The following is a 22,130-nucleotide window of genomic DNA, read 5'->3' on the forward strand; positions in this document are numbered from 1 at the left end:
GCCAGGCTTCCCCAGTTATTGTGCTGACGCCCTGTATATGACTCCATCCTCAAACACATAATAGATTTGACTAAGTATTGGGCTTTGCGCTATTTTGCACGCTTACCCATCTACTATGCCGAAGCAGGTTCACTTTCGTTATGTGCCATATACTTCCTATGACTTCCTTCAGACCCAACCGTTGGCCAGTTACGCCCTTGTCATTCGGATTTACTTCCCCTTAGTCAGGGTGTTTCCACTTTCTTTCAAGTGGACGGGTTTGCCAGCTTTGCTGGGCAAACAAAAAGCCGCTATAGATAATCTACAGCGGCTATGATAATAACTATTTTAACACTTGTGAATAAAAATATTACTATTTAACAAGTTTCTTTTTTAAAGCTGAAACATTGTCATCAACACGAGCCTTTAATTTTTGACCTGTTTTAAAAGTCACCACTCTTCTTGCAGAAATAGGAACATCTACACCAGTTTTCGGATTACGACCTGGGCGTTCTGCTTTATTTTTAAGTTCAAAATTACCAAATCCCGATAATTTCACTTCTTCTCCATTTTCTAAAGTTGAACGAATCACTTCAAAAAATGTATCCACAAAATGTTTCGCATCACGCTTTGATAGCTTTACAGTTTCACAAAGATGCTCAGCAATTTCTGCTTTAGTTAATGCCATATTTACTTTACTCCCTCAAAGAAGCGGCTACCTGTTGTTTCAGTGCCATTATGCATGCATTGACTGTTTCAGATATTTCTTCTTCAGTCAAAGTACGATGCCTCTCTTGTAATACCAAACTAATTGCCAGGCTCTTATCACCCTCAGCAATCCCCTTACCGTCGTAAACGTCGAACAAGTTTACGTCAACTAGCTGTTTTTCGCCAACATCCTTACAAATTTGTAAGATTTTTTGTGAGCTAACACATTTATTTACAATAATAGCAATATCCCTTCGATTTGCAGGGAATTTTGATAGTTCTTGAGGTGATGGAATTATGCAATTATTGATGCATTCCCAGTCCAATTGAAAAACCATCGTTTTACTATTTAAATCAAGTTTCTTTTCCAATAGTGGATGTAAAACACCAACAAATCCAACTTGATTTTCACCGATAAATATTTCTGCTGATTGACCTGGATGCAAAAATGATTTAGTTGAGACTTCAAATCGCACTTCATCTTTTCTACCAGTTAGAGAAAGTATCGCTTCTACATCGCCTTTAGCATCAAAGTAATCAGCATGGCTTTTATCAAATGACCAGTGCTCAGGGTATCTCATTCCTGTTAATACGCCTGCTAAAACAGGTTTTTGTTTTACTTTAAGCTCTTCATTGGCATCAGGGATAAAACACAAACCAAATTCAAACAATCTTAATCTAGTTTGTTGCCTATTTTGGTTATATTGGGCAGTTGTTAACAACCCTGGCAATAAAGAAAGCCGCATCGCTGACATCTCTACAGAAATAGGATGCGGTAATATTTCACTCGCTTCATTTGGATGAATGAGTGATTGTATTTTAGGATCAACAAAGCTGTAGGTAATAGCTTCGAAATATCCTCTATTAATCAATGTCTGTTTTGCATTTTCTAATTTTAATGTGCTTTCTGGTTGATTACGGATTACCAGCTCACTTAGAATGTTGGCACTCTGGATTTTATCATAGCCATGTATTCTGGCCACTTCTTCAATTAAATCTTCTTCAATTGACATGTCAAAACGCCATGAAGGTGCTTTAACTTGCCAAGCGATTGCATGAGCGTCACTACTAATTGATGAAACCTCACAGCCCAACCTTGTCAAAATAGGCGCAATTAAACTACTATCAATAGTATAACCAAGTAATTTCTCAAGACGTTCATATCTCAATGTAATGAGTGGTTGCGCAGGCGTTTTAGTCTCATCTACTGCGGTTAATATATCACTTACTTCACCACCACAAATTTCAGTAATTAATTGTGTTGCTCTATCCATTGCAATTGCAGCGAGTTTAGGATCAACTCCTCTTTCATAACGATAGGATGCATCAGTATGTAAACCATAACGTCTTGCCCTACCTGTTATCGCAAGTGGTGAAAAAAATGCAGATTCTAAAAATATTGTTCTAGTTTTACTGGTAACACCTGAGTCTAGACCACCAAAAATACCTGCCATTGCTAATGCTTTTTTATCATCAGCAATTACGAGAACATCTTTATCAAGCTTAACTTGATTACCATCTAGCAATGTTATCGTTTCGTTTTCAAGCGCTAGCCTAACATTGATACTACCTTCTAGACTGTCAAAATCAAATGCGTGCATTGGCTGCCCTAATTCAATTAAAACGTAATTTGTAATATCAACAATTGGATCAATTGAACGGATACCACTCCTACGCAAACGTTCTTTTAGCCAAATTGGTGTACTAGCGGTCATGTCGATATTTTTTATAATCCGCCCTAAATAAATTGGACAAGCTTCTGGTGCTAATAAATTAATTATTTTAGTATCACTTATCGTTGCTACTGTTTTATCAATTTTTGGCATTGAAATAGGAACATTATAGTATGCTGCAACATCGCGCGAAATACCTAGTAAGCTATTTGCATCAGCTCTATTAGGTGTTACGCTGATTTCAATAATATTGTCATCTAAATCTAAGTACTTTCTAAGATCCATGCCAATTGGTGCATCTAGTGGTAACTCTATGATACCATTGTGATCATCACTTATCCCTAATTCAGAGTATGAACAAAGCATCCCTTCTGAAGGTTCGCCTCTCAGTTTTGCTGATTTGATCTTAAACTCACCAGGTAAAGTTGCACCAACTAGTGCAACAGCAACTTTTATGCCAGATCGGCAGTTAGGCGCACCGCAAACTATATCAACCAATTCATCTTGACCAATATTGACTTTCGTTACTCTAAGTTTATCTGCATTAGGATGTTGATTTGCTGACACGACCTCACCAACTACTACTTGGTCAAATGTCCCTGCTACTGGTAAAATATCATCAACCTCTAACCCAAGCATTGTAATTTGTTCATGCAGTTGAGTCGAAGCCACTTCAATATTGACTAGGCTACGAAGCCAGTTTTCACTAAATTTCATATTTGGTCCTCACCTTATTTGAATTGTTTTAAAAAGCGTAAGTCGTTTTCAAAAAAGGCGCGCAAATCATTCACGCCATAGCGTAACATTGTAAAGCGTTCAACTCCCATACCAAATGCAAAACCACTATAAACTTCTGGATCAATACCAACATTTCTTAACACCTGTGGGTGTACCATGCCACAGCCAAGTACTTCCAACCATTTACCATTTTTACCTAACACATCAACTTCAGCACCAGGTTCTGTAAACGGAAAATATGAAGGTCTAAATCTCACTTGCATCTCTTCTTCAAAAAAATGATTTAAAAACTGTTGTAAAGTGGCTTTTAGATTTGCAAATGTAATATCTTTATCCACTATTAGCCCTTCTACTTGATGAAACATAGGTGTGTGCGTTTGATCGTAGTCATTTCGATATACTCTACCTGGTGCAATGATTCTCACTGGGGGAGTCTGCTCTTTCATCGTTCGAATCTGCACACCAGATGTTTGCGTTCTAAGCAATCTTTTAGCATCAAACCAAAATGTATCATGATCAGCCCTTGCTGGATGATGTGATGGTATATTTAAAGCATCAAAATTATGATAGTCATCTTCAATTTCAGGACCAGTCTCGACAGCAAAGCCCATATTGGAGAAAAAATCTGTAATTCGCATAATGGTCCTGCTTACAGGATGAAAAGCACCTTGCTCACTAAATCTTCCTGGCAGAGTGATATCAATTGTCTCTTTTGCTAGTTTTTCGTTTAATTCTGCTTGTTCAAAATGTTCACGTCTTTGATTTAATTTATCTTGTACTGTTTGTTTAGCTTCATTAATTACTGCACCAGCAGCAGGGCGAGCATCTTGAGGCACATCCCTTAAACCAGCCATTTGCTGAGTAAATTGGCCCTTTTTACCAAAGAATTCAACCCTTAACTCTTCTAGCTTTACAGTTGATTCAGCTTCTGTAATTGCACACAGCGCTTCAGTGACAATTTTTGTTAAATTTGCTTTTAATGATTCAATATGTGCCAGTTCTGACATGTGATTCCTCTACTCTACCCAAAGAAACGCTTTATTAAAATAAACAAAAGCAATCATTGCTAAGTTTACGAAATGGAAATACCTATTTTTATTTATATACGCTATTTTTATATTAATTAAGTGAAAAGTATTGCCAGTAACGTATAAAAATAAAAACCTCCACAAGGGAGGCTTTCCATATATTGATGTATTCGCTTAATTCGCTTTACTAATCAAAAGAACACCTCAAGATAACTGCAGAGCTTAGTATCTATACCCTGCAGTGGCCTATAGCAGCAATTATGCAGTTAGTGCGCCTTTTGCTTTTTCAACTAGTGCAGCAAAAGTATCTTTATCATATACAGCAATATCAGCTAAAATCTTACGATCTACTTCTACTGATGCCCTTTTCAGACCATTAATGAAACGGCTATACGACAAACCATTTTGACGAGCTGCAGCGTTAATACGTGCAATCCATAATTGACGGAATTGACGTTTACGTTGACGACGGTCACGGTAAGCATATTGACCAGCTTTAATAACAGCTTGGAAAGCAACACGATATACGCGTGAACGTGCACCGTAGTAACCTTTAGCTTGCTTTAATATTTTTTTGTGACGAGCACGAGCGATAACACCGCGTTTAACACGAGCCATGATTTTCTCCTAGATATCCTAAATTAAAATGTGAGTTATGCATAAGGTAAGCAAGCAACAACTAGACCTAAATCACCTTTAGATACCATTGCCATTTGACGTAGATTACGTTTACGCTTAGTCGATTTTTTAGTTAGGATATGGCGAAGACCCGCCTGTTTGCGTTTGAAACCGTTTGCCGTTTTCTTAAAACGCTTAGCTGCACCACGTACAGTTTTCATTTTTACTTTTGACATTTTAATACCTTCATTATTTTGTATGGCAGTATATGCCCATACATTCACTTCACATTGGTTTATCAATAAAATAGCTGGCGGACGCATTTAACTGCATCACTTTATTAGCCAAACTATTTCTTCTTAGGTGCTAATACCATAATCATTTGACGCCCTTCTATACGAGATGGAAAGGATTCAACAACTGAAATATCAGCAAGATCGTCACGGACACGAGTTAACACATCCATACCAATCTCTTGGTGAGCCATTTCACGACCACGAAAACGAACCGTAATCTTAGCTTTATCACCTTCTTCTAGAAAGCGTATCAGGCTGCGAAGTTTTACCTGATAATCGCCATCATCTGTACCAGGTCTAAACTTAATTTCTTTAACCTGGATAACTTTTTGTTTTTTCTTTTGCTCTTTAGCCGCCTTACTCTTTTCATAGAGGAATTTGCCGTAATTCATAATACGACAAACGGGTGGTTCTGCATTAGGGCTTAATTCTACCAGATCAACACCCGCTTCTTCAGCTTTTTGGAGCGCTTCATTGATACTTACAATCCCTAGCTGCTCACCATCTTCACCAGTTAAACGCACTTCCGGAACACGAATTTCATCATTTAGTCTGTGTGCACGCGCTGGCTGTATTTTTTTTCCCGTTTTAATAGGTTATTCCTCCAATAAATTTATTCGACGATTGCTTATTTCATTTAGCAACAACTCTAATATTGTGTCAATTGATTTGACGCCTAAGTCATGACCTTTGCGAGTTCTTACAGCAACCTGATTGGTTTCCATCTCTTTATCACCACATACTAACATATATGGTACACGACGTAGAGTATGCTCGCGAATTTTAAAGCCAATCTTCTCGTTTCTCAAGTCCGCTTTGGCTCTTATTCCCATTTTCTGCAATCTTTCGACTACATTTTGAGCATATTCACCTTGTTTGTCGGTAATATTCATAACGACCACCTGTAAAGGTGCCAACCAAGTAGGGAAAAAGCCTGCATATTCTTCAGTTAAAATTCCTATAAATCGCTCTAAAGAACCTAATATAGCACGATGTATCATAACTGGAACAACTTTTTCGTTATTTTCATCAATATAACCGGCATCTAATCTTTCAGGAAGTGAGAAATCTAGTTGTACCGTTCCACATTGCCAAGCTCTGTCCAAACAGTCATAAAGCGTAAATTCAATTTTCGGCCCATAAAATGCGCCTTCACCAGGGAGATAGGTGAAATCAATATTATTTTCTTTTAATGCTGCAGCTAAATCACTTTCAGCTTGATCCCACACATTATCACTTCCAATCCTTTTTTCAGGACGAGTAGAGAGTTTAACAACAATATTTTCAAATCCGAATGTCGCATAAACATCGTAGACCATTTTGATGCAACTATTGACTTCGCTTCTTACTTGTTCAGGTGTACAAAATATATGAGCATCATCTTGTGTGAATCCTCTCACTCGCATAAGACCGTGCAATGCGCCTGAAGGTTCATTTCTATGGCAACTGCCAAACTCTGCCATTCTTAACGGTAAATCTCTGTAAGACTTTAGTCCTTGATTAAATATTTGCACATGTCCAGGACAATTCATTGGCTTAACACAATATTCACGATTTTCAGATGACGTTGTGAACATGTTTTCTTTGTAGTTTTCCCAATGCCCTGTTTTTTCCCAAAGTACCCTGTCCATCATAAAAGGACCCTTTACTTCCTGATAATCGTACTCACGTAATTTTGCCCGAACAAATGTTTCTAGCTCTCTAAAAATTGTCCATCCATCATTATGCCAAAACGCCATTCCTGGTGCTTCTTCTTGCATATGATACAAATCCATCTGCTTACCGATTTTGCGATGGTCACGCTTAGCTGCTTCCTCTAAACGAAGCAAATAAGCAGCGAGTTGTTTTTTATCCGCCCACGCTGTTCCATAAATTCTTTGTAGCATTTTGTTATTGCTATCGCCACGCCAATAAGCTCCTGCAACTTTTTGTAATTTAAAATGATGGCAAAAACGCATATTAGGAACATGAGGACCTCGACACATATCGATATACTCTTCGTGATGATATAATCCTGGGGTATCCGTTTTATCTATATTTTCATCAAGTATTTTAACTTTATAAGGTTCATTTCTTTTTTCAAATGTATCTCGAGCTTCTTGCCATGACACTACTTTTTTAACAACATCATAATCTTTTTTAGCTAATTCAAGCATTCGTTTTTCAAGTTTTTCAATGTCATCTGAAGATAAGGTATGATCCATATCAACATCATAGTAAAAGCCATTGTCAATAGTCGGTCCAATTGCCATTTGAGTATTTGGCCATAATTGTTTAATCGCATGTCCAAGTAAATGCGCACATGAATGACGTAAAATTTCAAGTCCTTCATCATCTTTAGCAGTAATAATTGATAAAGTGGAATCTTGTTCAATTAACGTACAAGCATCCATCAATTGACCATTAATCTTACCAGCGATGCACGCTTTTGCTAGACCTGGACCAATATCCATCGCTACATCAAGAATTGTAACGGCATTATCAAAAATTCTTTGGCTTCCATCAGGAAGGGTAATCTTGGGCATGTTTAAATCCTTAATTGACAGTGGTGATCCCTACGCCAGATCACATGTTGTTGGCTATGAAAAAATATCTATATAACTTTAATGCGACAATTTAGCAATCGAGCAATGATAACATGTAATCTAATAGTTAGAAAGTATTGTATTTATATGATTCTATATATTTTGTTCTCTTTAAGCACTGAAAAATTCTAAATTATAAAATAACCATTTATTAAACACCTGATTTATTTTATGAATTTTATGCCAATTTAATGACCTTACTCATGCATCACCTCTCAGAGCACTATTGAACAATATTTTTTACTTTGTTTATCGTTACTTGATAGATTCCAATCTTATGTAATTCTTATAAACTGAAACAACCACTTAGATTCAAAAAAAGCTAATTACATAAGAAAATGACTCAATTTATCCCTTCTCATATGTTTGAAAAAAAGAATCTAGACCATGTAATATTTATGTAAATAAATTTAATATTTAGTGCTTTTCACCCTCAAATATTATTTAATTCTAAATATAAAATAAGTCATTATTTTAAAAGGAATTTATTTATCCACATGGTTAATCCAAACGGATAAAAACCTTATCATTTTTTTTATTACTTTCACCGTAAACTGAATAGGAATTCATTTTAATGTCGAGAAAACACGCTCTAATTTATGGTACTTTTATGTATTTAAACACTGCCTTTTGTTTTGCCATCTCCGATTCGGGTTTTAGTTCTAAAACAAAACCAATAGAAGGTCATGCGCCTTATATATCCTCAATTAGTGGATATCAAGACAACAAAGATAGGTTTATATACGACATTCTTGAACAGCCTATGGCTTTTGTTGGTGCAACATTACATTTACCAAGTTTTTTTTGCTTAAATGAGCAAATATTACATGGAAGTAACATACACACCCCTCAATTTTTCCACTATTCAGATGCGGATAATGATGCGTGTGCTTACGAACAACAGCATGACGTTAGATGGTTTATTCTAGATAGTGGCACTCGAGACTGGTTTACAGTAACAAGTTGGGATGAGCTTAATACAATTGAAATCACTAATGATGAGTTTCCAGGAAGCATTTTAGCTCCTGATCCAACTAGCCCGTCAATGCTCACGAATGCACTTGTCATTCCTGAAGCTGCATTAAACAAGCGGATTGGATTTATCTATACACCTATATCAAATACTGGCTCCCCAAAAATTGGCGCGCCGATAAAAGTTTGGGACTTGAGCTACTATTGGGGACAAAACCCAAGTGCTTTAGGTATGGCAATCGATGAAACAAATACTGGCAAAAAACTTGGCCTGACCGAAGATTTTTCTGGTGGAGGCGTTATCCAACCTAAATACCAACCACCTGAAATAAAAGACTTAATTATTACTAGCAGATTTGCGCCTGGGGAACAATTAAAAGCAGAGTATGAATTTGTTGCAAATAATCAGAATTCAAGAGGTGATTATTCACGTCTTTGGTGGGGAGAAAATAACACCATTACAAAAGCGAAAATTGGGAACCAAAACTATTCATTAGAAAAATATTCTCCTGTTATCACTAAAAATGATATGGGAAAAACCCTAGAAGTTACGGTACTGCCCATTACCTTTATTGAACCATTTATCATGCTGGCAGGCGAACCGGTCACTAGTTTACAAGTCACTCATCCACCGACTATTGACGATTTAACCATCGACATACCACTTAAAATAGGCTCCAGGATAACCGCATCCTATGATTACTTCTTTTATAATACAACGCCAGAAAGTGATATATCCAGCTATTCCTGGCAACTAGTTGATCCTGACAATACTATTGAAGAATTAATATCAGGTGTTGTGACACAATCTGGTGTGGTAGAAATAGGCCCTCAAATTGAACTTATTCATAATGGAAGGACGCTTAGGTTGGTAATGATTCCAAGAGATATATCCGGAGTTAGCGGTATTGAAACATCCACCGAAGATGAAATTGAAAAATTAACTGGTTTAGGCTTATCGACTTTTGTCTCAACCCTCAGGGTTGGTGAAGATAAGACCACAGCTTTAAGAGCAATAGGCTATTTTTCACTAGGAACCATAAACGAAGTCACTGAATTAGGCATCTGGAAATCAACCGATCCTGATTTAATAGTTGATTCTTATGGAATAGCATCACTAAGCCCATCAGCTAAAGTAAAGAAAGAAGTTCAAGTTAATTTCACTTATAAAAACTTTACTTTATTTATCATGATCGAAATATTACCAGCTGAAGAAGCAAGCTTTTAAGAAATTAATGTACCAAGCACTATTACAAATCAAATTTTAAGCGGTGTAATAGCCATTATTGATATATTTCTTAGTAGTCATTTTCACAATATTCTCTATTTCATTTCAATAGAGAATATTGTGATCTAACTTTATCTAAACATGTAATAATTTCAAAGATAAAGCTGAAATACTTTTAAAATTAATTTTAATTATCAAAATTAATCGATTATTGCCAATAGATATTTTGACTAAAAAGATTACTTCCTAATATTTTTACTCACATGATTATTCTTAAATAATTTCTTGTAATTAGATATTTTACAGATAGATAAATCAAAATCCCTCTAACACATACACTATAAATAAGAATTAAATGTAAATAAATTTAATGTTTAGTGCTTTCTAACCGCAAATGTTATTTAATTCACTAACCAAGGTAAGTTATTAATTAAAAAGGGTTTTTATTAGCAAGATAATTAATCTGTTTGGATAAGTAACACATAAAACATAATAATTATTTTTAAAATATTAAAACAGAAAAGGATTTCTTTTAATATGAAAAAAACACATAAAGTATATTTTAGCATTCTGATTTACTTAAGTATAACCAAAGCATTTGCGCTAAACGGTGTAGGTTACAGCCCTAAAACAAAACCGGTTGAAGGTCATGCCCCTTATATGACTTCAATTGGTGGATATCAGGATCTTAATGATAGATTTATATACGACCTATTAGCCCAACCAGTCACATTTGTTGGTGCAACATTACATGTGCCAAGCTTTATTTGCGACACTTACCCATTTCCGGATGATAATAATCTACTTATTCCGCCTTTTTTTAAATATTCAGATCAAGATGGCGATGCATGTGCATATGAACAAATACACAATGTTAAATGGTATATTCTAGATAGTGGCGATAAAAACTGGTTTTCTATCACAAGTTGGGATGAACTTAATGCAGTAGAAATTACAAATGAACAATTTCCAGGAAGCATTTTACCTCCAAATCCAAATAGCCCATCTAAATTTAGTAATGCTCTAGTAATACCTGAAGCTGCTTTAAATAAACGAATTGGGTTTGTTTATACGCCTATATCTCATACTGGTCTACCAAAATTCGGGCCACCCATTAAAGTCTGGGACTTAAATTACTATTGGGGGCAACAACCGAATAATATCGGAATTACGATAAATGAATCAAATGTAGGAGAGCGTCTTCTTGCTAATAATGATTTTTCCGGAGGAGGTATCGTCAAACCCAATTATCAAAAACCTGAAATTATAAATTTACGTATTGAGGGTACATTTATGCCAGGTGAAAGAATGAAAGCGGAATATGAATTTCTTACTAATAATGCTGGAGCGTTAGGAGATTATTCTCGTTTTTGGTGGGGGGAGAAAAATACAATTTCACAAGCCACGATTGATAATCCAACCTACTCATTAGAAAATATCTCTCCTATTATTACAGATTATGATGTTGGACATACATTAGAAGTTAGCGTACTTCCAATTACGTTTATTGAGCCGTACATCATGTTAGTAGGCCAAGCAGTTACAAGCCCACAAATATTTCATAAGCCATTTATCAGGAATTTAATAGTGGATTCACCTATTAAGCTAAGATCTCAACCTTCTGCAACTTATGAGTATGACTATTTGAATGCCACCCCTGGAAGTGATGTATCTACATACTCCTGGCAGCTAATTGATTTTAATAATAGCAAACAAGAATTATTAAGAGGCACTATCACACAATCAGGTCTAGTTGATGCGGGTCCTAGAATCGAACTTGACTATAATGGTAAAATACTTAGATTAGTGATGCAGCCTGAAGATATTAATTCAACTCGTGGAGATGAAGTATTTGCTGACGCGGAAATAGAACGGATTGTGGGACTTGAAGTCATCACTTATACGCCAACACTTATAATTGGTAAAAGCATGACATCTGCATTAAGAGCTTCAGGCAACTTTTCAATGGGTTCAATTGGAGAGGTGACTCATTTAGGGGAGTGGGAATCAACTGACCCAGATCTAATAATAGACATTAATGGTATTGCATCTTTAAGCCCAGCAGCGAATACGGATAAAGAAGTGACTGTGAATTTTACCTATAGAAATTTAACAGCAAGCCTAATCATTACTATATTAACCCCTGAATCAGCCGCTGAAATTGAGCAATAATCATTCCTCGACTGATAGGCATTGATTAAACAAGGAATGCCTATCAGACAGTTTTTTAAGCTTAACTAAAAACAAACCTTGAAACTTAGCAAAATAAAACAATAAATTTGAATTCACCTTAAAACAAACTAGATATTAGGTAAAATAGGCTCATCAATAAGTTATAGTCAAGATCACCTATGTAATTTACCGATAAACATATTGGCTAAACTGTTTTAACACTTTGTTCCTGCAACGTTTCATATTTTTGTGCAATTGCCTCACTTATCTTCATGAAAGGTAGATATATTGCAGCACCTATGAATATGAGCAGTAGTTGTAATAATACAGCTCGCCAGTCACCTGCCGTGGCTAAATAACCACTAATCAGAGGAGGTGTTGTCCATGGGATTAAGACCACTGTTTTACTGACCATCCCTAAAGCTGTTGCATAATAGGCAATAAGTGTACTGACAATTGGCACTCCCACAAATGGAATTATCATGGGTAAGTTAAACACTATTGGGAAACCAAAAATGACTGGTTCATTGATTTCAAACACGCTTGGTGCTGCAGCAACCTTAGCGACATTTCTAGAAGCTTTTGATTTTGAAAATAAGAAAATAGCCAATAATAATGAGATAGTGCCACCAGTACCGCCCATTTGCGGATAAATTGTTTGAAAGCTACTGGTTAAAATATGTGGTATTTCCTGTCCAGCATTAAACGCAGCCACATTTTCATTCATATTTATTAGCATAAATGGATCTAATAAAGCCCCACTTAATACTGTTTGATGAATACCTAAAGTAAATAAGAAATTCCCTAAACTGTAGATTAATATATAGCCAAACAGACTTGTATTAACTGAACGTAACGGCTCTTGTATCCACTTGCCGATAAAACTAATTAGATCTGTTTCAAAACAAACTTTCAATAACGTTGCAAGTAATGCAAAAACACAAATTGTCAATATCGCTGGAATCATTATTGCGAATGACTTACCAACCTGTGGAGGAACATTTTCTCCTAACTTAATTTGTAGATTGCGCTTATTAAAGAAAATAAACAACTCTGTGCCTAGCAAACCTACAACAATACCACTAAACATACCTGCAGTACCAATATTACTAAAAGCAATATACCCCCACATATTATGCACTTGACCATCAATTTGAATTGGAACTTGAAGCGGCATTAAAACGATTAAAATGCTTAATGCAATTACGCTTGATGCTATCGGATTATCAAACCCTTTATTTTTAGACAGCATATATGCAATTGCAGGAGCAATTAGCAAAGAAGTTGATCCTAAAGTTGCATTTACTATCCCAGAACCAAAAACTTGGAAATTACTTAGTATAGATTGCTCATTCCCACCATCTATCATAGAAGCTATTGTTTTTGCTGTCCAAGGGAAAACAACTGCATTCAATAACACCGCTATCCCAGCTAAAAAAAACAATGGCATTAGTAATGCAAATGCATCCCTAAGTGAACGTAAGTGTACTTGTCCACCTAATCTACCTGCAAAGATTGCAAAAGAATCTAATTTACTCATTTTCACCTCTCTAATTAAGCTTGATTGGCATGGCATAATCAAAATCGTTTTATGTAATTAAACAATAACGTTGACTTAGTTCTACGTTTATTGAGACTCAAGCGTGTTGTATTTTAATGATGAATTCTACTGAGTCCTTAGATAGTATAGCGATGCACTTCTAATCTTGGATAGAACGGTGAGGCGCGAAATAGTTTCACATTGATATCAACATGTGATTCACATCACGAAGTAAGATAATAGTTTGAATTTACGAATTTGTTACTATGAAATTAAGTATTAGTGAAAACCATTCTAGGCTGGAAAATTAATAAAACACTTACCATTTAGCTAAATATTATATCTGTCCATTAGTTATGGTTGATATTGCAGCCCCTCCCAACACCGTCAAATAAACATTTTAAATTCAATCAACTAGGTAAGAACCACAATAAACAATAAGTTTAAATCAAATTTGCCTAACTATATACCTTTGGCATCCCTACCAATTTTATCTGCACTTAATATAGCCGCCACAACGCTTTCTGGTGTAACAGGAAATGGCATTGAATGAATAGATTCTTCGGGTAAACACGCTTTTTTGGCAACCTCATAAAGTTCATTTTGAGTATATTGGGTGACGCCAATGTCCTCTAAACAAACTGGCAATCCAACCAATAGGCAAAAATCGATCACCTCATCGAGCTCATCAAGCGGTGCATTTTCTAGTACTAACTGAACAATTGTACCAAACGCCACCTTCTCGCCATGATAAAATTTATGCGTCCCTTCAAGTACAGTTAGTCCATTGTGTATCGCATGTGCCGCTGCAAGACCCCCACTTTCAAATCCTAGTCCCGACAGTAAAATATTTGTTTCTATAATATTTTCAAGTGCAGGTGTCACGGTATTTAATTCACAAGCCACTTTAGCTTTATAGCCTTCTTCAAGTAAAGTTTCATAACAAAGCTCTGCAAGACCTAATGCTGTTTTTGTTGCTTTTGCTGGAGGTGCTTTACCTTCACGAAACCCCATAGGAAGGCCAGCATTCACATTCGCAAACGCACTTGACGATGCTCTTGCTTCAAAATAAGTTGACAGTGAATCCCCCATACCAGCTACTAAAAATCTCACAGGCGCTTTTGCTATTACAGTAGTATCGATTAACACTAAACTTGGACTTGCGTGGTAAGCGTAGCTTTCGAAATTCCCCTCTTTTGTATAAATAACTGATGAGTGGCTTGTGGGAGCATCGGTAGATGCTATCGTTGGGATAATAATCAAAGGCTGACCTTTGGCAACTGATTTCGCAGTATCTAACGCCTTACCGCCACCTAATCCAACTATACACGCACATTGACTCTCTTTTGCTAACTGACTTAGTCTGTCAATTTCAGCTTGTGTACATTCTCCTTCAAAGGCACCTTCGATAACCTTCACAGAAAATTGTTCAATTGTTTTATCGAGTGACTCTCTTACCCTTGCAACATCATCAGGATGTGATATAAGAAGCGCTGACTTACCATATGCACTGATAAAATAGCCTAAATTTAATAACTCATTCTCACCTTGGACATATTTACTTGGACTGATAAATGCTCTTCTCATTATAATACTCCCGATTATTGTGTACGATTTGATGATTTTTTAAAAATTCACCTTTTATTAGTAAAATAAACACACTAACTTTTAAAATCACTCTAAAAGTAGATTGTAGGTATAACAGATTAAAAAGAATATGTAGATTAATTTTACATATACTTTAACTTATTATTACAAGGCACTAAAATAACCAAATGGTATTACCTAAACTAACTCTTTTATTACTCAGGACTTTCAATGAAATCTAAACTATTATGCACACTTGTTTTACTTTTGCCCATTTTAAGCGTCCATGCAGAACCAACCTGCCCATTAATGGAAGGGACTCAAATTATTATAGGAGCCTCTCAAGAAGTATTTTCTTCAAAAAATAGTGGAGTAAAAAAGGAAGAACTACTAAAACAACTAAGTAACAACCCTCAAGCTGAGAAATACATACCGCTTTTAACTGAAATCGTAAACGAGATCTATCAACTCGACGCGCTTAACCCAAAAATCTATGCAGCTTATAGAACAGAATTGTGTTTCGCAGAACAAAAATATGAAACAGAAGTTAAACAAATTGATTTTAGTAAAGCTAGTCCTCTACTTAAAGCATGTGAGTCTGACTCAAATCCTACTGTTTGTGCGATGAAAGTAGTACACAAAATCTCATCAATTCCTGAATCGTTATAATTTAGTATCAGCTTAGGTATGATTAAATAGCCCTGCAGATAAATACCTAAATTAAGAAGTCTTTTCGTTAATAAACGCAAAGACTTCTTAAGAATTTTAACATTAATAACAATCAAATAGTTTAAGTTAAGACAGTATCATTTTAGGTCAACTTATACACCTAATTCTTTATGCTGCCTTCTGCAAGCTGTTCCATCTTCTTTAAAAATATGGCAACGATGTAAAGGCAATCCAACTGAGAATGTGACACCCTCTTCAACTAAAACCACATCGTTTTGACGGTATACTAATTGCTGTTTAATAGATGGAATCTCAAGGTGGATTTGCGTTTCATTTCCAAGCTGTTCAACAACCAGAACATTGCCATCTAAAGTAACATCAGCTTCGTAGGCCGGTACTAAATGCTCTGGTCTTATTCCTAAAGACACCATGGAACCTATGGTTACACCATCGCCATCTACTGGAATCCATACTTTTTGAGCATTCGCATTTGGAAGCTCAACCTCAATTTGCTTTGACTCTACCGCCGTTACTTTGACTGGGAAAAAGTTCATTTTAGGTGATCCGATAAAACCAGCAACGAATCGGTTCTGAGGATAATGGTATAACTCAAGCGGTTTACCAATTTGTGCAATATATCCAGCATCTAAAACAACAATTTTATCAGCAAGTGTCATCGCCTCAACTTGATCATGAGTTACATAGATCATTGTTCTTTTTAATCTTTTGTGTAGTCTTGATATTTCAATCCTCATTTGCACGCGAAGCCCAGCATCTAAATTTGATAAAGGCTCATCTAACAAAAAGACTCTTGGCTCTGCAACAAGTGTACGACCTATCGCCACACGTTGTCTTTGACCACCAGAAAGCTCCTTAGGTTTCCTTTTAAGCAAGTGTTTTAATTGCAAAATCTCAGCAACCTGACTGACTTTAGGTTCAAACACTTGCTTTTTTTGACCTGCAAGTTTCAAGCCAAAAGACATATTCTCTTCTACGCTCAGATGTGGATATAATGCATACGATTGAAATACCATACCAATATCCCGCTCAGCTGGTGGTACTTCATTCATTCTTACACCATCGATAGTCAATTCACCGGTTGTGATATCTTCAAGACCAGCAATCATTCTAAGTAATGTTGACTTACCACATCCAGAAGGACCGACAAATACAACAAACTCTCCATCCTCAATTTCCATATTGATATTTTTGGAAATATGTATTTCACCAAATGACTTCCCAACATCTTTTAAAACGACCCTAGCCATGTAAACTCCCGTTATCAATCATCAAAGTAGAATTTTGTGTTCGACTACATTAAATCAGCGTGTTCATTATCTACAGATTATAAAATGCGTACAGACATATGAAACACTAATTTGCAAATTTATCAATAAAAATTTAATTAAATCCAACTAAATTTCATTTTTGTGAGCTTGTTCATAGAACTTATTTCTAAAACTGCACTATCATTCAGTAGTAATGATTGTACTACTACTTACTTATTAGTGCCTATTTAAGTATATATTACTAAATATGACAATTTTTTGATTTAGATTAGTGACAGACCGCACATTTTAGTATTTATTAGCATCTGTCTATTTTAATCAATAAATGCTATGTTTTGTTCTTTGCTGTAATTTTTATTTTTTGTTGTTTATAGATAATTGTTAAAAACACATTCTGTTAACCCTATATTGAGGAATATGACTATGATGAAAAAATCTCTAAAAACATTAACATTCGCAATTTCTTTAGCGATATCTGGTTCAGCGCTTGCTGCAATAGAAGAAGGAAAATTGGTTATTTGGATTAATGGTGATAAAGGTTACAACGGTCTTGCAGAAGTAGGCAAAAAATTTGAAGCTGAAACGGGCGTACCCGTTATTGTGGAACATCCTGATAAATTAGAAGAAAAATACCCGCAAATGGCAGCAACAGGTGATGGTCCAGACATTATTATCTGGGCACATGATCGTTTTGGTGGGTATGCTGAATCAGGATTACTAGCTGAAGTAAATCCATCAGCTGAATTTAAAGATAAAATCGTACCATTTGCATGGGATGCTGTTAAATTTAACAGTAAAACTATTGCTTACCCGATTGCAATTGAGTCCTTATCATTAATTTATAATAAGGATATTGTGCCTGAAGCCCCTAAAACATGGGAAGAGCTAGTGGCACTTGATGCTGAACTTAAGAAACAAAATAAAAGTGCTATCATGTTTAACTTACAAGAGCCTTACTTTACATGGCCACTCATTGCAGCTGCAGGCGGGTACGCATTTAAACCAACCGCAGAAGGTTTTGATACAAATGATATAGGTGTAAACTCAGAAGGCGCTAAAGCTGGCCTACAGTTCTTATCTGAAATGATTAAAGGCAACATGATGAGTGCTGATGTTGACTATTCAATTGCAGAAGCAGCTTTTAACAAAGGTGATGTTGCTTTAACCATTAATGGTCCATGGGCTTGGTCAAATATGGACCAAACTGGTGTCAATTATGGCGTGGCTGTCTTACCTACTTTCCAAGGTAATCCCTCAAAACCATTCGTTGGTGTGATGAGTGCAGGGATTAATGCTGCGAGTCCAAATAAAGATTTAGCGGTTGAGTTTTTAGAAAACTTCTTCATCACCGATGAAGGATTAGCTGCAGTTAATAATGATAAACCATTAGGTGCTGTTGCTCTTAAAACTTTCCAAGCTGAATTAGAAAAAGATGCACGTATTGCAGCGACTATGCAAAATGCTCAAAATGGTGAAATTATGCCTAACATTCCACAAATGGCTGCATTTTGGTATGCGACTCGTAATGCAGTCTTAAATGTAATCAATAATAAACAAAACGTAGAAGAAGCGGCTAATGACGCAGCAGACCGTATTCGTCGTGGTGTTACTGAATAAACAAACTAAATAACCCCTATTTCATTTAATTTTGATGCTATAGGGGGATGATTGTAGTGCCCGTAACCTAAATATGATAATAATTTAGGTTACGGATTAATATTAATAATGCTTAGTTGATCAACTGACTAATCTACATCGCACTTGAATAATATCATTACAAATTTTAAAGTTATATTAATTAATTGGTAATATCACATTGAACTAAGATAAAATGTTCTGTTGTGACAAAACAGACACAACTCAATGGAAAAAAAGATGACAACTCTAATCAGCTCTCGCAAACCTAAACCGAGTCCAATTTTATTCTTTGTAAAATGGGCCGTTGTCCTTTTGAGTATTTTAATTACTGGCTATCTAGTCACAATCATGTATGCACAGGGTGAGATTTTATTTGCTCTGTTGACGCTTGTTATGCTAGGTGGAGGAATTTATATATTCACGAGTCAAAGAGCCTACTCCTGGCGATATGTGTTTCCAGGTCTATCTGGCATTGGTGTGTTTATTTTATTTCCACTTATATCAACAATTGCGATTGGCTTTACAAATTATAGCAGTAAAAACCAATTAACTTATGAACGTGCTCAATCTGTTCTCATGTCAAGACAGTCTGTTTCAGGTGAAGTATTAAACTTTGCTCTTCATCATCAAGGTGAAGATTGGGTGCTTGCATTCACAGATTCACAGACTGGTGAAAATTTCGTTTCTAACCCATTTTCGCTTAACTCACCACTGACTGAACTAGTCGACGTGGTCCAAACAAATGATTTACCTGTAACAGAGAAAGCAACACCAAAAGAAGTGACATCAGCTCGTAATGTCTTAAAATCATTCATTGGTTTAATGCCTGATGGCCGAGAAATTCGCATGAAATCATTGCGAGAATTTGCGGTAACAAAACCATTATATATTCTCCAAGAAGATGGAGAAACCCTTAAAAATGTTGAAACTGGGGTATTAATACGACCTAACTTCGAGGTAGGCTTTTTTCAACAAATTGATGAAAATGGCAATTTTATCCAAGGAACAAATACAGAATCTGGATTTTCTGTTTCCATCGGTTGGGATAATTTCATTAAAGTCTTCACAGATAAAAATATCAGAGGACCATTTTTTAGCATTTTTATATGGACAGTCGCTTTCTCTGCTTTAACTGTATTTTTCACAACTGCACTTGGTACCATTTTGGCAAGTCTTGTTCAATGGGAAGCATTAAGAGGCAGGGCAATTTATCGAGTACTTTTGATACTACCATATGCAGTTCCAAGTTTTATCTCCATTCTGATTTTTAGGGGATTATTCAATCAAAAATTTGGTGAAATCAATCAATTTTTGGATTTATTATTTGGTATCTCACCTGAGTGGTTTAATGACCCCTTCCTCGCAAAAGCGATGGTTGTGATTGTTAATACCTGGCTAGGCTATCCTTATATGATGATCCTTTGCATGGGACTACTTAAAGCGATTCCTGATGATTTATATGAAGCTTCTGCTTTAAATGGTGCAACCCCTTGGCAGAACTTTACTAAAATCACTTTGCCACTATTAATAAAACCATTAACACCATTAATGATTGCATCATTTGCATTTAATTTTAATAACTTCGTTTTGATTATGCTGTTAACTCGAGGCGGTCCAAATATGACCAACACTACTGCACCAGCAGGTCATACAGACTTACTAGTTAGTTATACCTACCGGATTGCCTTTGAAGGTGGTGGCGGTGAAAACTTCGGTTTAGCCGCAGCTATTTCCACAATTATATTTCTTATTGTTGGTGCTCTCGCCATCATCAATATGAAAGCAAGCCGCATGAAATTTGATTAAGGAGCTTTTGATATGGCAATAGTAACTTCTAAAGCGCAAAAGCGTAGAATATTTTTAACACATGCTTTTTTATTGACGTTTGTCTCTGGGATCATGTTCCCATTACTGATGGTATTTATTATTTCGCTTAGGCCTGGTAATTTCTCAACAGGAGACATATTTTTATCTGAGATATCTTGGGATCACTGGAAATTAGCATTAGGCATGGATATTGTGCGTGCTGACGGTAGGGTCGTCCCCCCACCCTTCCCTGTTTTGTTATGGTTATGGAATTCAGTTAAAATTGCATTTATTACAGCGGTCTGTATTGTGTCTTTATCCACAACTTGTGCCTATGCGTTTGCGAGAATGAAATTTAAAGGTAAATCTGTTTTACTTAAGAGCATGCTGATATTTCAAATGTTTCCTGCAGTATTAGCCTTAGTTGCGATTTACGCTCTATTTCAACGCATCGGTCAGTATATTCCATTTTTAGGCCTAAATACTCATGGTGGACTGATTTTTGCTTACTTAGGTGGGATTGCCCTGCATGTATGGACAATTAAAGGATATTTTGAAACCATTGATGGCTCATTAGAAGAAGCTGCAGCATTAGATGGCGCAACACCATGGCAAGCATTTAGATTGGTATTGTTACCTCTTTCGGTACCAATTTTGGCGGTTGTGTTCATTCTAGCCTTTATCGGAACCATTACTGAGGTACCGGTAGCTTCATTGTTGCTTCGTGATGTCAGTAGCTATACCTTAGCAGTTGGAATGCAACAATACCTCAATCCTCAAAATTATCTATGGGGTGATTTTGCCGCTGCCGCAATTTTGTCAGCTATTCCAATTACAGCTGTATTCTTGATTGCACAGAAATGGTTGGTCGGGGGATTAACCTCTGGTGGCGTTAAAGGCTAACTAGATTTAATCTACCCTCAAAATTATAAAGGGCAAGTTAATCTCATTAACTTGCCCTTTTAGTATATGGTATATTACCACTTGAAGACCATCATTCTCTATTTATTGGTTTAAAGATTCCCTTGCAGCAATGATGTATTGATATTCATTAACTAATTCAACAAATTTATGTTGAGAGTAACCTTTAAATGGCAGTGTTTCAAATCGATATGAATGAGATGATTTAATGTATTTTGAATTAAAATCAATCCCTTTTAATTTTAACTCAGGGGCATCAGAAATTAAATTAAAATGAAAGATCCAAGTCTTATTCCCCATATGACTGAATGTCTCTAATTCAATCTGATCGATTTGTGTGAGCGGTAATGCTTGGTACATATTACCGACGAAAATTCCTTCTTCAGACAAAATCAATGCAGGCTTATTACGCTGGTTGAACCAAATAAATCCCCTGACTACTGCTAGAACTGAAATACCACCAAAAATTAAAACAACCACTTTATGCTGCTCATAGGTTGCCTCAATATTTTGTCCACTGCTAAATAAAACCGCTAATACGCCCAATAAAAAAAGGACTGAAATTATGACTATGATAAACATTTTTGTCTTTGAAGCATAAAACTCAATTTTAGGCGTAGGCTGATTAGCCCTTATCCTTAAAGCCTCTGGCAGATAATCTGAAGTTGAATCGTTTTGCATAT

Annotated in this window: 17 protein-coding genes; 6 read left to right on the forward strand and 11 right to left on the reverse strand. The window is 36.0% G+C overall.

Going from position 1 to position 22,130, the window contains the following annotated elements; all coding sequences use genetic code 11:
- Nucleotides 1–352: 352 nt before the first annotated feature.
- From BMW37_RS10045 to thrS, 7 genes are all read right to left on the reverse strand, one after another.
- Nucleotides 353–667 (reverse strand): integration host factor subunit alpha, encoded by a 315-nt coding sequence (locus BMW37_RS10045; protein ID WP_093320501.1) that lies wholly within the window; start codon nucleotides 665–667, stop codon nucleotides 353–355.
- Nucleotides 668–674: 7 nt separating this feature from the next.
- A complete protein-coding gene (pheT, locus tag BMW37_RS10050) occupies nucleotides 675–3,077 on the reverse strand; it encodes a phenylalanine--tRNA ligase subunit beta (protein ID WP_093320504.1) in 2,403 nt (800 codons plus the stop codon).
- Nucleotides 3,078–3,091: 14 nt separating this feature from the next.
- A complete protein-coding gene (gene pheS / locus BMW37_RS10055; protein ID WP_093320507.1) occupies nucleotides 3,092–4,105 on the reverse strand; it encodes a phenylalanine--tRNA ligase subunit alpha in 1,014 nt (337 codons plus the stop codon).
- Nucleotides 4,106–4,384: 279 nt separating this feature from the next.
- Nucleotides 4,385–4,744 carry a 50S ribosomal protein L20 gene (rplT, locus tag BMW37_RS10060; RefSeq protein WP_093320510.1) on the reverse strand — a complete coding sequence of 120 codons (360 nt, stop codon included), beginning with the start codon at nucleotides 4,742–4,744 and terminating at the stop codon, nucleotides 4,385–4,387.
- Between the two features lie 35 nt (nucleotides 4,745–4,779).
- The gene (rpmI, locus tag BMW37_RS10065) at nucleotides 4,780–4,980 is read right to left on the reverse strand and encodes a 50S ribosomal protein L35 (RefSeq protein WP_093320567.1); all 201 of its coding nucleotides are present in this window, start codon (nucleotides 4,978–4,980) and stop codon (nucleotides 4,780–4,782) included.
- Nucleotides 4,981–5,093: 113 nt separating this feature from the next.
- The gene (gene infC / locus BMW37_RS10070) at nucleotides 5,094–5,633 is read right to left on the reverse strand and encodes a translation initiation factor IF-3 (protein WP_093320512.1); all 540 of its coding nucleotides are present in this window, start codon (nucleotides 5,631–5,633) and stop codon (nucleotides 5,094–5,096) included.
- Between the two features lie 3 nt (nucleotides 5,634–5,636).
- Nucleotides 5,637–7,565 carry a threonine--tRNA ligase gene (gene thrS, locus BMW37_RS10075; protein ID WP_093320514.1) on the reverse strand — a complete coding sequence of 643 codons (1,929 nt, stop codon included), beginning with the start codon at nucleotides 7,563–7,565 and terminating at the stop codon, nucleotides 5,637–5,639.
- 634 nt (nucleotides 7,566–8,199) lie between these two features.
- Here thrS and BMW37_RS10080 point away from each other — a divergent pair.
- Together BMW37_RS10080 and BMW37_RS10085 are read left to right on the forward strand one after the other, a co-directional pair.
- On the forward strand, nucleotides 8,200–9,825 hold the full coding sequence (locus BMW37_RS10080) for a hypothetical protein (protein WP_093320517.1): 1,626 nt from the start codon (nucleotides 8,200–8,202) through the stop codon (nucleotides 9,823–9,825).
- Nucleotides 9,826–10,362: 537 nt separating this feature from the next.
- Nucleotides 10,363–11,997, forward strand: coding sequence for a hypothetical protein (locus BMW37_RS10085; RefSeq protein ID WP_093320520.1), 1,635 nt, complete (start codon nucleotides 10,363–10,365; stop codon nucleotides 11,995–11,997).
- Nucleotides 11,998–12,202: 205 nt separating this feature from the next.
- On the opposite strand, the gene BMW37_RS10090 is transcribed toward BMW37_RS10085, so the two are convergent.
- Together BMW37_RS10090 and BMW37_RS10095 are read right to left on the reverse strand one after the other, a co-directional pair.
- Complete coding sequence (locus tag BMW37_RS10090) at nucleotides 12,203–13,537, reverse strand: PTS sugar transporter subunit IIC (RefSeq protein WP_093320522.1); 1,335 nt, start codon at nucleotides 13,535–13,537, stop codon at nucleotides 12,203–12,205.
- Nucleotides 13,538–13,999: 462 nt separating this feature from the next.
- Nucleotides 14,000–15,124: a glycerol dehydrogenase gene (locus BMW37_RS10095; RefSeq protein ID WP_093320525.1), complete on the reverse strand. Its 1,125-nt coding sequence runs from the start codon at nucleotides 15,122–15,124 to the stop codon at nucleotides 14,000–14,002.
- Nucleotides 15,125–15,355: 231 nt separating this feature from the next.
- Between BMW37_RS10095 and BMW37_RS10100 the strand changes: the two genes are divergently transcribed.
- On the forward strand, nucleotides 15,356–15,793 hold the full coding sequence (locus tag BMW37_RS10100) for a hypothetical protein (RefSeq protein WP_093320527.1): 438 nt from the start codon (nucleotides 15,356–15,358) through the stop codon (nucleotides 15,791–15,793).
- A 152-nt stretch (nucleotides 15,794–15,945) separates the two neighbouring features.
- Here the strand turns inward: BMW37_RS10100 and malK are convergent, their stop codons facing one another.
- Nucleotides 15,946–17,061 carry a maltose/maltodextrin ABC transporter ATP-binding protein MalK gene (malK, locus tag BMW37_RS10105; RefSeq protein WP_093320530.1) on the reverse strand — a complete coding sequence of 372 codons (1,116 nt, stop codon included), beginning with the start codon at nucleotides 17,059–17,061 and terminating at the stop codon, nucleotides 15,946–15,948.
- 447 nt (nucleotides 17,062–17,508) lie between these two features.
- On the opposite strand from malK, the gene malE reads away from it, so the two are divergent.
- From malE to malG, 3 genes are all read left to right on the forward strand, one after another.
- Nucleotides 17,509–18,699 (forward strand): maltose/maltodextrin ABC transporter substrate-binding protein MalE, encoded by a 1,191-nt coding sequence (malE, locus tag BMW37_RS10110; protein WP_425441788.1) that lies wholly within the window; start codon nucleotides 17,509–17,511, stop codon nucleotides 18,697–18,699.
- Between the two features lie 258 nt (nucleotides 18,700–18,957).
- The gene (gene malF, locus BMW37_RS10115) at nucleotides 18,958–20,526 is read left to right on the forward strand and encodes a maltose ABC transporter permease MalF (protein ID WP_093320535.1); all 1,569 of its coding nucleotides are present in this window, start codon (nucleotides 18,958–18,960) and stop codon (nucleotides 20,524–20,526) included.
- Between the two features lie 12 nt (nucleotides 20,527–20,538).
- Nucleotides 20,539–21,429, forward strand: coding sequence for a maltose ABC transporter permease MalG (gene malG / locus BMW37_RS10120; protein WP_093320538.1), 891 nt, complete (start codon nucleotides 20,539–20,541; stop codon nucleotides 21,427–21,429).
- A 102-nt stretch (nucleotides 21,430–21,531) separates the two neighbouring features.
- On the opposite strand, the gene BMW37_RS10125 is transcribed toward malG, so the two are convergent.
- Entirely contained in the window at nucleotides 21,532–22,128 is a 597-nt protein-coding gene (locus BMW37_RS10125; RefSeq protein WP_093320541.1) for a hypothetical protein, read from the reverse strand.
- Between the last annotated feature and the right edge of the window lie 2 nt (nucleotides 22,129–22,130).

The organism is Thorsellia anophelis DSM 18579, from assembly GCF_900111395.1.
GTDB lineage: Bacteria > Pseudomonadota > Gammaproteobacteria > Enterobacterales > Thorselliaceae > Thorsellia > Thorsellia anophelis.

Excerpts from the sequence above, each read along its gene's own strand:
- BMW37_RS10080 (WP_093320517.1), top strand. The coding sequence starts at position 8,200 with ATGTCGAGAAAACACGCTCTAATTTATGGTACTTTTATGTATTTAAAC.
- pheS (WP_093320507.1), bottom strand. The coding sequence starts at position 4,105 with ATGTCAGAACTGGCACATATTGAATCATTAAAAGCAAATTTAACAAAA.
- BMW37_RS10045 (WP_093320501.1), bottom strand. The coding sequence starts at position 667 with ATGGCATTAACTAAAGCAGAAATTGCTGAGCATCTTTGTGAAACTGTA.
- BMW37_RS10100 (WP_093320527.1), top strand. The coding sequence starts at position 15,356 with ATGAAATCTAAACTATTATGCACACTTGTTTTACTTTTGCCCATTTTA.
- rplT (WP_093320510.1), bottom strand. The coding sequence starts at position 4,744 with ATGGCTCGTGTTAAACGCGGTGTTATCGCTCGTGCTCGTCACAAAAAA.
- thrS (WP_093320514.1), bottom strand. The coding sequence starts at position 7,565 with ATGCCCAAGATTACCCTTCCTGATGGAAGCCAAAGAATTTTTGATAAT.
- malE (WP_425441788.1), top strand. The coding sequence starts at position 17,509 with ATGAAAAAATCTCTAAAAACATTAACATTCGCAATTTCTTTAGCGATA.
- malK (WP_093320530.1), bottom strand. The coding sequence starts at position 17,061 with ATGGCTAGGGTCGTTTTAAAAGATGTTGGGAAGTCATTTGGTGAAATA.
- BMW37_RS10090 (WP_093320522.1), bottom strand. The coding sequence starts at position 13,537 with ATGAGTAAATTAGATTCTTTTGCAATCTTTGCAGGTAGATTAGGTGGA.
- pheT (WP_093320504.1), bottom strand. The coding sequence starts at position 3,077 with ATGAAATTTAGTGAAAACTGGCTTCGTAGCCTAGTCAATATTGAAGTG.
- BMW37_RS10085 (WP_093320520.1), top strand. The coding sequence starts at position 10,363 with ATGAAAAAAACACATAAAGTATATTTTAGCATTCTGATTTACTTAAGT.
- rpmI (WP_093320567.1), bottom strand. The coding sequence starts at position 4,980 with ATGTCAAAAGTAAAAATGAAAACTGTACGTGGTGCAGCTAAGCGTTTT.
- malG (WP_093320538.1), top strand. The coding sequence starts at position 20,539 with ATGGCAATAGTAACTTCTAAAGCGCAAAAGCGTAGAATATTTTTAACA.
- malF (WP_093320535.1), top strand. The coding sequence starts at position 18,958 with ATGACAACTCTAATCAGCTCTCGCAAACCTAAACCGAGTCCAATTTTA.
- BMW37_RS10125 (WP_093320541.1), bottom strand. The coding sequence starts at position 22,128 with ATGCAAAACGATTCAACTTCAGATTATCTGCCAGAGGCTTTAAGGATA.
- BMW37_RS10095 (WP_093320525.1), bottom strand. The coding sequence starts at position 15,124 with ATGAGAAGAGCATTTATCAGTCCAAGTAAATATGTCCAAGGTGAGAAT.